The sequence below is a fragment of the Massilia sp. P2_C2 genome (genome assembly GCF_056404615.1).
This window is the reverse complement of the sequence record NZ_JBFUDR010000182.1, coordinates 1-12,530: the sequence shown is the minus strand read 5'-3', so window position 1 is coordinate 12,530 and position 12,530 is coordinate 1. Positions and strand designations below refer to the sequence as shown.

13 protein-coding genes are annotated in these 12,530 nt (G+C 69.2%); 7 read left to right on the top strand and 6 right to left on the bottom strand.

Annotated features, from left to right (window positions below; genetic code table 11):
* The 3 genes from AC1DYX_RS19740 to AC1DYX_RS19730 all read left to right on the top strand — a co-directional run.
* On the top strand, positions 1-472 hold a 472-nt coding region (locus tag AC1DYX_RS19740; RefSeq protein ID WP_477261910.1), incomplete at its 5' end, for a MotA/TolQ/ExbB proton channel family protein.
* On the top strand, positions 462-884 hold the full coding sequence (locus AC1DYX_RS19735; RefSeq protein ID WP_477261908.1) for an ExbD/TolR family protein: 423 nt from the start codon (positions 462-464) through the stop codon (positions 882-884). The genes AC1DYX_RS19740 and AC1DYX_RS19735, both read left to right, overlap by 11 nt.
* Positions 885-895: 11 nt before the next feature.
* Positions 896-2,356 carry a hypothetical protein gene (locus AC1DYX_RS19730; protein ID WP_477261906.1) on the top strand — a complete coding sequence of 487 codons (1,461 nt, stop codon included), beginning with the start codon at positions 896-898 and terminating at the stop codon, positions 2,354-2,356.
* Here AC1DYX_RS19730 and AC1DYX_RS19725 read toward each other — a convergent pair.
* Complete coding sequence (locus AC1DYX_RS19725) at positions 2,353-2,493, bottom strand: hypothetical protein (protein ID WP_477261904.1); 141 nt, start codon at positions 2,491-2,493, stop codon at positions 2,353-2,355. The genes AC1DYX_RS19730 and AC1DYX_RS19725 overlap by 4 nt on opposite strands.
* Positions 2,494-2,598: 105 nt before the next feature.
* Positions 2,599-3,105 (bottom strand): GNAT family N-acetyltransferase, encoded by a 507-nt coding sequence (locus AC1DYX_RS19720; RefSeq protein WP_477261902.1) that lies wholly within the window; start codon positions 3,103-3,105, stop codon positions 2,599-2,601.
* Between the two features lie 198 nt (positions 3,106-3,303).
* Between AC1DYX_RS19720 and AC1DYX_RS19715 the strand changes: the two genes are divergently transcribed.
* Positions 3,304-3,633: a DUF5710 domain-containing protein gene (locus tag AC1DYX_RS19715; RefSeq protein ID WP_477261900.1), complete on the top strand. Its 330-nt coding sequence runs from the start codon at positions 3,304-3,306 to the stop codon at positions 3,631-3,633.
* A 7-nt stretch (positions 3,634-3,640) separates the two neighbouring features.
* On the opposite strand, the gene AC1DYX_RS19710 is transcribed toward AC1DYX_RS19715, so the two are convergent.
* The 4 genes from AC1DYX_RS19710 to AC1DYX_RS19695 all read right to left on the bottom strand — a co-directional run bounded on the left by AC1DYX_RS19710 (position 3,641) and on the right by AC1DYX_RS19695 (position 8,348).
* Complete coding sequence (locus tag AC1DYX_RS19710; protein ID WP_477261898.1) at positions 3,641-4,960, bottom strand: amidohydrolase; 1,320 nt, start codon at positions 4,958-4,960, stop codon at positions 3,641-3,643.
* A 47-nt stretch (positions 4,961-5,007) separates the two neighbouring features.
* The gene (locus AC1DYX_RS19705; protein ID WP_477261896.1) at positions 5,008-6,711 is read right to left on the bottom strand and encodes a sensor domain-containing diguanylate cyclase; all 1,704 of its coding nucleotides are present in this window, start codon (positions 6,709-6,711) and stop codon (positions 5,008-5,010) included.
* Between the two features lie 457 nt (positions 6,712-7,168).
* On the bottom strand, positions 7,169-7,969 hold the full coding sequence (locus AC1DYX_RS19700) for a DUF2145 domain-containing protein (RefSeq protein ID WP_477261894.1): 801 nt from the start codon (positions 7,967-7,969) through the stop codon (positions 7,169-7,171).
* Positions 7,953-8,348 carry a hypothetical protein gene (locus AC1DYX_RS19695; RefSeq protein ID WP_477261892.1) on the bottom strand — a complete coding sequence of 132 codons (396 nt, stop codon included), beginning with the start codon at positions 8,346-8,348 and terminating at the stop codon, positions 7,953-7,955. Before AC1DYX_RS19695 ends, AC1DYX_RS19700 begins: the two co-directional genes overlap by 17 nt.
* A gap of 271 nt (positions 8,349-8,619) precedes the next feature.
* Here AC1DYX_RS19695 and paoA point away from each other — a divergent pair, with 271 nt between their 5' ends.
* Genes paoA through paoC form a run of 3 tightly spaced genes read left to right on the top strand, consistent with a single transcriptional unit; the run spans position 8,620 to position 12,448 of the window.
* Positions 8,620-9,273 carry an aldehyde dehydrogenase iron-sulfur subunit PaoA gene (gene paoA / locus AC1DYX_RS19690; protein ID WP_477261890.1) on the top strand — a complete coding sequence of 218 codons (654 nt, stop codon included), beginning with the start codon at positions 8,620-8,622 and terminating at the stop codon, positions 9,271-9,273.
* A complete protein-coding gene (locus tag AC1DYX_RS19685; RefSeq protein ID WP_477261888.1) occupies positions 9,270-10,232 on the top strand; it encodes an FAD binding domain-containing protein in 963 nt (320 codons plus the stop codon). Before paoA ends, AC1DYX_RS19685 begins: the two co-directional genes overlap by 4 nt.
* Positions 10,229-12,448, top strand: a complete 2,220-nt coding sequence (gene paoC / locus AC1DYX_RS19680) for an aldehyde oxidoreductase molybdenum-binding subunit PaoC (protein WP_477261886.1) — start codon at positions 10,229-10,231, stop codon at positions 12,446-12,448. The genes AC1DYX_RS19685 and paoC overlap by 4 nt, the downstream gene beginning before the upstream one ends.
* The last annotated feature ends 82 nt before the right edge of the window (positions 12,449-12,530 follow it).

Genomic DNA, 12,530 nt, shown 5'->3' with positions numbered 1-12,530 from the left:
CGGTGCGCACGTGGCGGGCCAGGACAGCACGCTGGCCCGCATCATCGCCTTCATCGCCGAACACCACCAGATGGACTTCGCGCGCGTCAGCGCCGGCGCCGCCGACATCGCGTCGCTGGAGCTGCGCCGTCACCRGCAGAAATTCTATGCGCTGGCCATCGTCGCCACGGTGGCGCCGATCGTCGGCCTGCTGGGCACCGTGCTGGGCATGATCGAAGCCTTCCACGTGATCGCCTTCGCGGACGGCATGGGCAATCCGGCGTTGCTGGCGGGCGGCATCTCCAAGGCGCTGGTCAATACGGCGGGCGGCCTGTCCGTGGCGCTGCCGGCACTGGCCACGTACCATTTCCTGAAGCACCGCACCGCGCTCCTCGCGCTGGCGCTGGAACAGGACGTCAACCGCCTGCTGCGCGCCAGCTTCCCGCCGCGCACGGACAAGCATGACCTGCAGGTGGTGCGCCATGCGCATTGACCTGGGCCACGACGAGCCGCCGGAGATCGGCCTGATCCCGCTGATCGACTGCATCTTCTTCCTGCTGATGTTCTTCATGGTGGCGACGGCGTTCAAGCAGGACAAGCCGGCGAAACCGCAGAAGGAGCTGCCCGTGGTACTGCCGGCCGCGCAGGCGAGCCTGGAGGCGGCGCGCGCCGCCGCCGAGCCGCTGGTGCTGGCCGTGGATCAAAAGGGCCGCGTCTACGTCGGCGGCGACCGGGTCACGGTGCAGGGCCTGCACGACGTGCTGAAGCGCGAGGCCGCGCATGACCCGCAGCGCCGCATCCGCATCGACGGCGACGAGCAGGTCCCGTACCAGCACATCGTGCACGTGCTGGACCTGTGCCAGTTCGAGGGCTTCACCAACATCGCGCTGCATACGCGGCATTGAACGGCAGTGCCATGCGTCGACCCTACCTGATCGCCTCGCTGGCGGCGCACGCCTTACTGCTGGTGCTGCTGTACTACTACGGATCCTACCAGCCCACGATCGCGGCACAGGAGCGCCAGTTGCAAGAGAGCCAGCTGCTGGACCGCCATGCGGAGATGCGCCGCCACGTCGCCGACATGGAACAGATCGAAGCGCTGATGCGCGCGAGCGAAGGCAAGGCGGACGACGCCACGCCCGAGACCGTGCGGTTCGACGCCACCACGGCCGAAAGCCCGGATGAATTGCTGGCGCGCGCCGAGGCGCTGTCGAAGAAGATCGATGCGATGGGCGAACGCGCGCGGGTGGACGATTACGCCAGCATCACGGGGCAGGACAGGGACAAGGCGGCGGCGCAGCTGCAAGCGTCCGCGCCGCCGCCCCAGCCGCCGCAAGATGCGCAGGCTGGACCGCCGGACCCGGCGCCGCCGGCGGAAGCGCAGAAGGCACAAACGTCGGCCAACCCGGCGCCGTCACCGGAAACGCAGAAGGGACAGGCGTCGACCGGATCGGAACAGGCGAATGCATCGGTGCCCGGCGCGGCCGGTGATGCGGCTTCCGTGCCCGGCACGGGGGGCGGCGAGCCGACGCCGTCCGCTGCTGACAAGGGCACGGGTACGGGCGGCGGCGTGGAAGCCCGGATCGAAGCGCTCGAACGCCATGCGCGGGACGTGCTGGCCCAGCGCCAGCGCCAGATGGAAAGGGGACAGCAGGGCGTCCGGGTCGGCGACGCTTCCAGGGAGGGACAGGGCGTGGCGGGACGCATCGCGTCCTTCATCCGTGGCGGCATGCCCGGCGTTTCCACGGGCAGGTATTGGGGCAACGGCGGCGATCTGTTCGACCGCGGCCCGGGCCACATCCCGGACGTCGACCAGGCCGGCACGCGCAAGGGCGCGGGCCGCAAGCTGGGACCGGGCGGCCAGTTCACGAACCGGGTGTATGTCAACAGCTGGTACATGATCGGTCCATTCCCCGGCAAGCATGGCCGCGACATGTTCGCCACCGACAGTTTTCCGCCCGAACGTGCCGTGGTACTGGACGCCGCCTACCGCGGCAAGGATGGCCGCGTCCTCACGTGGCGGTACCTGGAATCGCCGGGCTATCCTCTTGAACCGCCGGACATGACCGAGGACAGCGTCTATTACGGCTACACGGAACTCATGATGGACAGCGAGCGCGACCTGGCGATGTGGATCGGCGCCGACGACGATGCGCAGGTGTGGATCAACGACCGCCTCGAATGGAAGGGCGGGAACGTCAACAAGCTCTCGTTCTTCCAGAAGGTGTACGACAACTGGCAACACTACGCCACGTCTTACAACCTCAACGAAGGCAAGGTGATGGTGCACTTCCGCAAGGGCCGCAACAAGGTATTCTTCAAGCTGTCCAACGGCCCCAACAAGGCCTTCTTCTCGATGGTGCTGACGCCGTCCTAACGGATCGTCACGCCCCACGGCAGCTCGCCGACCGACACGTCCGCGCTGCGCTTCAGCGTGCCCGTGTCGATCACGGATGCCGTCCCCGAGCGCCCGTTGGCCACGTACAGCTTTGCACCGTCCGGTGTGAGTGCCATGTCCCCCGGCCGCTGGCCGCATCCGCCGTGGTCCGGACCGCGCCGGACTACTTCCTCAGCCGCGAACCGAAGGACGAGACGGCCAGCGCCGAGCCGGCGCGACGGCTAGTCACCCAGCGCCAGCACCATCGCCTGTTCGGACAGGTCCGTGCCCGGCCGTGGCTCGGGCGCCCCCACGTCCACGAACCCGGCACGGTGGTACAGGCGCGCGGCAGCGCCATCGCCAGCCGTGACGCCGAGGTGCAGCGCCGTTGCGCGGCGTGCGCGGGCCCAGGCGATCGCGGCATCCAGCAGCGCGGCACCGATGCCTTGCCCGCGCGCCCGCGGTGCCACCCACACCTGGTACAGGCTGGCCGTTGCGGCATCCGGCGCGTCCAGCTTGACCCACGCGAGTCCCACGGGCGTGCCGTCCAGCTCCGCCACGAACGGCCATGCATGCCGGTAGTCGCCCAGCGCCGGCGCCGCGAGGCGGGCGGCCCAGGCGTCGTCCGGACGCGCGGCTTCCTCGGCCAGGGTGCTGCCGAAGGCTTGCGGCGACTCGCCCAGGGCGGCCAGGCGCAGGTCGCGGTAGACGGTCCAGTCGGCGGGATGCAGCGTGCGGATGGCGGGCATGTCGGGATCCAAGATGTAAGGACGTGTGATGATAGCGGAAAACCGCATCGGCAATTGCGTAAAGCGTCGTTGTCGACTATGGCGCGCCGGACCGCGCGGGGCGCGGCTTCGCGTTCGGGATCGTCGCCAGGCCGTATCGGCTGGACCACTTGCGCGCACTGCTGGCGCGCACGGGCGGGATCGGTTAGCATCGCGATCATGACTTTCCTGAACGTTCCCTACGCAGAAAAAGACGAAGCCCGCGCCCTCGGCGCCCGCTGGAATCCCGGCCGCAAGCGCTGGTACGTGCCGACCGGCGCGGCGCTCGAACCCTTCCAGAAATGGCTGAAGGAGGGCGCCCGGGCGCAATCGGGCCGCTCCGATGCGGCGGCGGCGAAGCCGGTGGTGGGGGCCAACTACGTCGAGCTGGCGCACGCTTGCAACCCGTTCGAGYCGTGCCCCGAGTGCGCACGCCAGCTGGCCGGCACGCCGTGGCTGGACGCGCGCGCGGCGCTGGCCGCGACCGTCGCCGCGCTCGGCCGCCGCTAAAGCTGTCTCACGGCCGTGCCAGCACGTTCATTACCGCGAGGCTCATGGCCTGTGCCGCCGTCTTGATCGACGGTTCCGGTACCGGCGCGTAGAACGGCGAGTGGTTGAACGCGAGCGGCTTGCCGTCCGGGCGCCGCGCCTCGGCCACCGTCTCCGGCGCGTACACGCCCGTGAAGAAGAACATCGATGGAATGCCTTCGTTGGCGTACAGCGAAAAGTCCTCGCTGGCCGTCATGGCGGGCATGCGCTGCGCGTTCTGTACGCCGAACGCGTCGCGGAATACGGCCTCAGTGCGGCGCACCAGCGCGTCGTCGTTGACGATGGCGGCGCCGCCCGGAATCAGGCGCACGTCCGGCGCCGGCGCGCCCGCCATCGCAGCCGAGGCGTTCGCCACGCGCCGCACCCCGTCCAGCAGTTTCGCGCGCACGTCCTGGCTGTACGAGCGGATGGTGCCGCGCACCTGCACCGTGTCCGGAATGATGTTGCCGACGGTGCCGCCCTGGATGGCGCCGATCGTCACGACGCCGAACTCCTTCGGATCCTTCTCGCGGCTGACGACCGTCTGCACGTCGACGATGAAGCGGGCCGCGATGGCGATCGGGTCGATGGCCTTGTCCGGCGCCGAGCCGTGGCCGCCGCGCCCGTTGAAGCGGATCTCCAGCGCATCCGAGTTGGACGACACGGGGCCGCTCTCGAAGCCGACGGTCCCATAGGCCAGCGGCCAGGAGTGAAGGGCGAACGCATAGTCCGGCCTGGGGAAGCGCGTGAACAGGCCATCTTCCAGCATGGCGCGCGCGCCGGAAACGGTTTCCTCGGCGGGCTGGGCGATGAACATCAGTGTGCCGCGCCATTGCGATTTCAGTTCGGCGAGCGTGCGCGCGGCGCCCAGCCACGCGGCCATGTGCACGTCGTGGCCGCAGCTGTGCGCCGTGAACGCGGCACCGTCGCGCGTGTGCTCATGGCTGGCGTACGGCAGTCCGGTCTTTTCCTCCATCGGCAGGCCGTCCAGCTCCGTCCGTACGAGGACCGTTGGTCCGGATCCCTTATTTCCATTTTGCAGCAACGCCACCAGGCCCGTGCCCCCGACCTTTTCCGTCACCTCGAAGCCCAGCTTGCGCATCTCCTGCGCCAGCTTGCCCGCAGTCCGGACTTCCTGGAACGCGATCTCGGGATGGGCGTGCAGGTCGCGGTAAATACTGTCCAGCCAGGGATACATGCCGTCGACCTTGCCGGCAACCTGGGACGGCAAAGGCGACGCGGTTTGCGCCCACGCGGGCAGCGTCAGGCCGGCCAGTGCCAGCGCGAGAGTGGAAACGGTGCGTCGCAAGCGGGCCTCTCGAATCGTGATGAAACGGCAAGCCTAGCACGGGCCGGTCAGGCCATGCAAACGCGGTTGCGCCCACCGTTCTTGGCCGCGTACAGCGCGCCGTCGGCGGCCTGCAGCAGCACAGCCGCAGCGTCGCCGTTGGCCGGCCACATCGCGATGCCGAACGATGCCGTCACCGGCGGCAGCAGCGTATCGCCGCTGCGCAGCTCGAGGGCGGCGATGGCGCTGCGGATCCCCTCGGCGCAGCGCAGCGCCGCCGCCGCATCGCATTCGGGCAGGATCAGCACCAGTTCTTCGCCGCCGTAGCGGCAGGGGATGTCGCTGCGGCGCACGCCGTCGCGCAGGCATTGCCCGACCGCGCGCAGCACGGCGTCGCCGGCGTCGTGTCCATACGTGTCGTTCATGCGCTTGAAGTGGTCCAGGTCGACCATCACGATGGCCAGCGCGGCGCGCTTGCGTTCGGCCCGGAACAGTTCGCGGCGCAGCGTCTCGCTGAGATAGCGCCGGTTGTACAGGCCCGTGAGTTCGTCGACGGTCGACTGGCGCCGCAGCACTTCGCGCAGGTTGATGTTGCTGGTGCCGAGCGCCAGCTGTTCGCTGATCGTGTTGGCGGCGGCCAGGTCGAGCGCGGCGAGCGGCCCCGCCGGGATGCTGGTGACGAGCAGGCCCAGGACCTCCCCCTGCGAGATCAGGGGCACGCACAGGTCCGTGCGGCCCGGCGGCGTCTCGCCCAGGTGGGCGCAATGCATGCCGTCGCCCGCGCGGGTCGCGTGCGCGTGGCCGAAGCGCAGGCCCCAGCACTCGTCGGGACTGACGAGTTCCGGCTGGTGCTCGGCGCCGCCCCAGGTGGCGACGCGCTGGAGGAAGTCGCGCGAGTGGCGGTACAGGTAGACGGCCCCGTTGCTGTCGGGCAGCAGCTTGGGCAGGTAGGCCGGCAGCACGTCGCGCAGTTCCTCGGCGCGGGTCAGGCTGTCCATCGTCTGCAGCATTTGCGACGCGACGGCGAGGCGCTGGTTGCGCGCCTGGCTCTGGCGGGCCTGCTCGGCCTCGGCCTCGGCGAGATGTTCCGCATGTTCCACGGCCTGCGCCCGTTCGCGCAGGCTGCGGTTGGTCACCCACAGCGACAGGCCGATGACGGGGGCGCCCGCGAGGCCGGCGATGATCGCCAGCACGGTGTTGTAGGCCAGCGCCGTGTTCAGGCGGGCGCGCAGGACGAGGCGCTGGCGCCCGAGCACGTTCAGGCGCTCGCCGATCAGCGTGCGCAGGCGGTCCATGGTCACCCTGCCATTGTCGTGCGCGACGACGGCCACGGCGGGACCGAAGCCGCCGTCCCGGCGCAGCCGGATCGTCGTCGCCAGTTCGTACAGTTTCTGGCGCGCGAGCCGCGCGACCTCGCCCAGGATCGCCCGTTCCTCCGCGCTGTCGGCCAGCGGCTCGAGCGTGCGCAAGGCGTCCGGCACGGCGGCCGACCCTTCCTCGTACGGCGCGAGGAACGAAGCGTCGCCCGTGATGACATAGCCGCGCTGGCCCGTTTCGGCATCCTTCAACACGTCGAGCAGGCGGTCGTAGGCGCGTTCCTTGTCGATCACGGTCTGCAGCTCCGCCATCGTCGTGTCGGCCTCGCGGCTGCTGAGGAAGGGCAGCGCGGCAAGCCAGGCGACGATCACCAGGATGACGACCGCAAGCCAGCGCAGGCGCGGATCCGCGTAGGCGGCGGGGCTTGGCGATGGAAGGCTATCGGTCACGAGCACGGTCTGTCCTCATCTTCAACCAGCGCAGATTGTGCGCCGCGTCATGGCCATTGTGCCCAGTGCACCAAAGTTGTTCAAGTATTAATTGACGGAAATGCCGATTTCGGCGCGGCAATCGCCCCGCTTATGCAGGTAGAATAGCTTGAATATGCCGGATTTGGTGACGGCAATCGAAAATCTATTTCCTTGGGTAAAGTATAGCGCCTTCCGTGCGATCGTGGTTGCGTGTATCAAGGAAGCGTTGCAACATGAGCCGCCGCAGTCCGTCTGATGAGGCGGGGACGACGTCAGCGACGTGTGCGCACGGCCGGTGAGGCCAGAGGCAGAATGAGCAGCAGATAGTGGCCGGCGTCGGCACCGCCACGAGCACGTACGGACCACGGATCGGTCCGGGCTCGCCGCCGCCAGCGCGAGGCTTGCCGCGAGCGGCTTGTAGGGCAGGGCGGGAAGTTCACATTCACTCGACGACGAACACCCGCACCTGCGGATCGCGCCCGCGCACGAAGTTCACGACGGCGTCCGTGCTGACGGTGTCGATCTGCCCGGCCATGCGGCGGTCGAACGGATGGTCGTCAAAGGCGACGTTGGCGCGGAACATGCGGCCGCCGAGGCGCGCGAGCGCATCCACGTGCACGGTCGGCACGCGATAGCCCTGGGTACRCAGCCAGGACTGGGCCTCGGCCCGTGTCTCGACGGCGCCCGCCGGGGCGCTCGCGGCGGCGAGGGTCTCGAGCACCCACTGGTTCGAGTTCTGGTAGCGGGTCGAGTACACGTAAGCCAGCATGTTGTAGTGCGGCTCGTGCAGGCGCCGGCCCGTGCGGCTTGCGAGCAGCGCAGCGACGCGCGCCTGCAACTCCGGGCCGGGAATGACGACCTGCGTCCGGTAGCGGTACAGGTCGGAGAGGAAGAAGTTGCCGACGCCGTCCACGTACAGGTCCGAGGCGGCCGTGCCGCACGCGTTCAGTTCGTGCACGACGGTCCAGCGGCCGGCCGCGTGGTCGCGCACGACGATGCCCATGTGCGAGTATTCCAGCCCGTACTTGCTGAGGTCCTGGCCGGCGCGCGAAATCAGGGCGATGCTGGCGCCGCTCGCATCGAGCGCGGCGAACGTGCGCTGCGCGAGCGCCAGCGACTGGCGGACTTCTTCCACGCTTAGCGGTTCTTCGCGGCAGGCCTGGCCCGCATGCGCTGGCTGCGCGACGGCCAGCGCCAGAAGCAGCACCAGAACCGGCGCGGCCCGCTCAGGCCGCGCGCGCATGGTGCAGCAGCGCCTGGCCGACCTCGTTCGGAATGAAGGCGAGCACCTTGCCCGACAGGACCAGCGCCTGTCCGGCCGACATGGCGACGACCTGCAGCACCGTGCCGGCGCCGATCGACAGGCCGCGCGCCGCTTCGCCCGACAGGTGCACGGTGGCACGGCTGGCCTGGCCCGCGCCTTCCAGCACGACGTCGATGCCGTCGCCGACGGCCAGGACGCTCTCGACGACGACGCTGCCCGTGACACCCACGGCGATGATCGATCCCGCCACGAGACTGCCCGTGACCTCGCTGATGGCCTTCGACGGGGCCGACGGATCGGCGGCGGAAGCACTGGCGCAGGCCAGGCCCAAGAATGTTGCGAACAGCAGGCGTTTCATGTGTCCTCCGTGTGCGAATGATGCCCTCGGTCAGGCATCGCGGCGGATGGTAGCACGGGTCGATCACCCTTTAGCAATCTGAAAAGTCGAATACTTCCTCGAATTCCTGATGCTCATCATCTCTCGGTTGGGAAAAAAAATTTGCCGAATCTACCCGATTTTCATAGTCAACCGTGCACGGCTTTCCGGTAAAACGGCATTAATATCCTGAATCTGACGGCTTTGCAGGGCTGGCAACGTCGTCCGTCCCGGCACGAGGAGGAGGCAATCCATGACCGACCCCAACGACATCAACCAGACCCGGCGCGACCTGCTGATCGGCGGCGCGCTGTCCGCCTCGGCGGCCGTGCTGCCGTCCGTGGCCGACGCGCAGGGACCGGAGACCGGCGGCGCGGCCGCCACACCCCCACCTGTCAAGGCGAAGGTGGCGCTGCACGTCAACGGCCAGCGCTACGAGATGGAGCTGGACACGCGCACGACGCTGCTCGACATGTTGCGCGAGCATATGCGCCTGACCGGCACCAAGAAGGGCTGCGACCAGGGCCAGTGCGGCGCCTGCACGGTCATCGTGGATGGCCGCCGCATCAATGCCTGTCTCAGCCTCGCGGTGATGCACGAAGGCGCCGAGATCACCACGATCGAGGGCCTCGGCACGCCTGACAGGCTGCACCCGATGCAGGCCGCGTTCGTGAAGCACGACGGCTACCAGTGCGGCTACTGCACCCCCGGCCAGATTCTCTCCGCCGTGGCGGCGCTGGACGAACTGCGGCGCGGCATCCCGAGCCACGTCACCTCGGATCTCAACGTACAGCCGCTGTTCTCGCCGCTCGAACTGCGCGAGCGGATGAGCGGGAACATCTGCCGCTGCGGCGCGTACTCGAACATCATCGAGGCCATCGTCGACGCCGGCGGGAGGCCCGCATGAAGGCCTTTATCTACGAACGCGCCCGCACGCCGGCAGAAGCGGCGGCCGCCGCCGCCCGTCACCCGGGATCGCGCTTCATCGCGGGCGGCACGAACCTCCTCGACCTGATGAAGCTGGAGATCGAGACGCCGCCGCACCTCGTCGACGTCAATGGCCTGGGCCTCGACCGGATCGAACCGATCGGGGACGGCGGCCTGCGCGTGGGCGCCCTCGTGCGCAACACGGACCTCGCGGCCGATCTGCGCGTGCGGCGCGACTACGCCGTGCTGTCGCGCGCCTTGCTCGCGGGCGCCTCGCCGCAGCTGCGCAACAAGGCGACGACGGCCGGCAACCTGCTGCAGCGTACGCGCTGCCCGTATTTCTACGACACGAACATGGCGTGCAACAAGCGCAAGCCGGGCAGCGGCTGTTCCGCGATCGGCGGCTTCACGCGCCAGCTGGCGATCATCGGTCACAGCGAAGCGTGCATCGCGACGCATCCCAGCGACATGGCGGTGGCGATGCAGCTACTGGACGCTCGTGTCGAGACGGTGCGCCCGGACGGCACGGCGCGCACGATCCCCATCGCGGATTTCTACCGGCTGCCGGGCGGCACGCCGCACATCGAGAACACGCTCGCGCCGGGGGAACTGATCACGGCCGTCACGCTGCCGCCGCCGCTCGGCGGCCGGCACTATTACCACAAGGTGCGCGACCGGGCGTCGTATGCGTTCGCGCTCGTCGCGGTCGCGGCCGTCGTCCAGCCCGACGGCAGCGGCCGCGTGGCGCTGGGCGGCGTTGCGCACCGGCCGTGGCGTGTGCCGGCGGCGGAGGCTGCCATGCCGCACGGCGCGCAGGCCGTGACGGATGGCCTGCTGGCCGGGGTGCGCGTCACCACCGACAACGCGTTCAAGGTCCCGCTGGTCCAGCGCACGCTCGCCGCCGTGCTGGCCGATGCAAGGCATGGGAGACAGGCATGAAATTCACGACACCCGCCACCACCAATCCCATCGACCGGCTGCAGGTGGTCGGCAAGCCGACGGACCGCATCGACGGCCCGTACAAGACGACGGGCACGGCGCCTTACGCCTACGAACAGCACCGGGTGGCGCCGAACGCCGCGTATGGCTGGGTCGTCGGCGCAGCCATCGCCAAGGGCCGCATCACGCAGCTCGATACCAGGGCGGCGCGCGCGGCGCCCGGCGTGCTTGCCGTCGTCACGCACGAGAACGCGGGCCGGCTGGGCAAGGGCGACAAGAACACGGCCAGGTTGCTGGCCGGTCCGGACGTGCAGCACTACCACCAGGCCGTTGCCGTCGTCGTCGCGGAGACCTTCGAACAGGCGCGGGCCGCCGCGAGCCTCGTGCGCGTCGAGTATGCGCCGCAGAACGGCGTGTACGATCTCGAAGCGGCGATGAATGCGGCCGGGCCGGCCGGCAAGGACAAGGAGAAATCGACGACCAGGATCGGCGACTTCGACAAGGCATTCGCGGCGGCGCCGGTCAGGCTGGACGCGACCTACACGACGCCGGACCAGACCCACGCGATGATGGAACCGCATGCTTCGCTGGCGGTGTGGGAGGGTACGGGCGGCGAATCCGCAAAGCTCACGCTGTACACGTCGAACCAGATGGTCCACTGGGGCGTGCAGGACATGGCCAGGACGCTCGGCATCCCCGAAGACAACGTGCGCCTCGTGTCGCCGTACGTCGGCGGCGGCTTCGGCGGCAAGCTGTTCCTGCGGTCGGAAGCGCTGATGGCGGCACTGGGCGCGAAGGCCTCGGGGCGGCCCGTGAAGGTCACGCTGCAGCGCGCCCTGATGATGAACAACACGACGCACCGGCCGGCCACGATCCAGCACATCCGCATCGGCGCCACGCGCGAGGGGCGCATCACCGCCATCGCGCACGAGAGCTGGTCGGGCAACCTGCCGGACGGCCAGCCGGAAACGGCCGTCAACCAGACGCGTTTGTTCTACGCGGGGGCCAACCGCTTCACGCAGATCCGGCAAGCCGTGCTGGATCTGCCCGAAGGCAATGCGATGCGCGCGCCGGGCGAGGCGCCCGGCCTGATGGCGCTGGAGATCGCGCTGGACGAGCTGGCGGACAAGCTCAGGATGGATCCTGTTACGCTGCGCATCGTCAACGATACGACGGTCGACCCGGAAAAGCCGGGCCGCAAATTCTCGCAGCGGCGCTTCGTCGACACCTTGCGCATCGGCGCGGAACGGTTCGGCTGGAACAGGCGCAACCCGAAGCCGGGGCAGGTGCGCGACGGCCGCTGGCTCGTCGGCTACGGCATGGCCGGCGCGTTCCGCAACAACATCAATATGAAGTCGGCCGCGCGCGTGCGGCTCGAGCGCGACGGGACGGTGACGGTGGAGACGGACATGACCGACATCGGCACCGGCAGCTACACGATCATCGGCCAGACGGCGGCCGAGATGCTGGGCGTACCGCTCGACCGCGTCACCGTGCGGCTGGGCGATTCCGCCTATCCCGTGTCGGCCGGTTCCGGCGGCCAGTGGGGCGGCAACAGCTCGACGGCGGGCGTGTACGCCGCGTGCGTGAAGCTGCGCGAGAACGTGGCCAGGAAGCTGGGCCTCGACCCGGCGCGGGCCGAATTCGCGGACGGCATGGTGAAGGCGGGCGACAAGTCGCTGTCGCTGGCGCAGGCCGCGCGCGACGGCGACATCGTCGGCGAGGACAGGATGGAGTACGGCGACCTCGCGAAACGCTACCAGCAGTCGACGTTCGGCGCGCACTTCGTGGAGGTGGCCGTCGATGCCGCGACGGCGGAGGTCCGCGTGCGGCGCATGCTGGCCGTGTGCGCGGCCGGGCGCATCCTGAACCCGAAGTCGGCGCGCAGCCAGGTGATCGGTGCGATGACGATGGGCGTCGGCGCCGCGCTGATGGAAGACCTCGTCGTGGATAAACGGGTCGGCTTCTTCGTCAACCACGACCTCGCGGGCTACGAGGTCCCCGTCCATGCCGACATCCCGCACCAGGAGGTGATCTTTCTCGACGAGACCGACCCGATGGCGTCGCCGATGAAGGCGAAGGGCGTCGGCGAGCTGGGCATCTGCGGGGTGGCGGCCGCGGTGGCGAATGCGATCTACAATGCGACCGGCGTGCGCGTGCGCGACTATCCCGTCACGCTCGACAAGCTGCTGCCGGGGATGCCTGCGTTCGCGTGACGCGCGGGGGCCGTCTGTCGATAATGACTAGAATGGCGGGCGCGGCCTCCCGGTCGCCCCTTGCTCGACGAGGTGGCAAGGC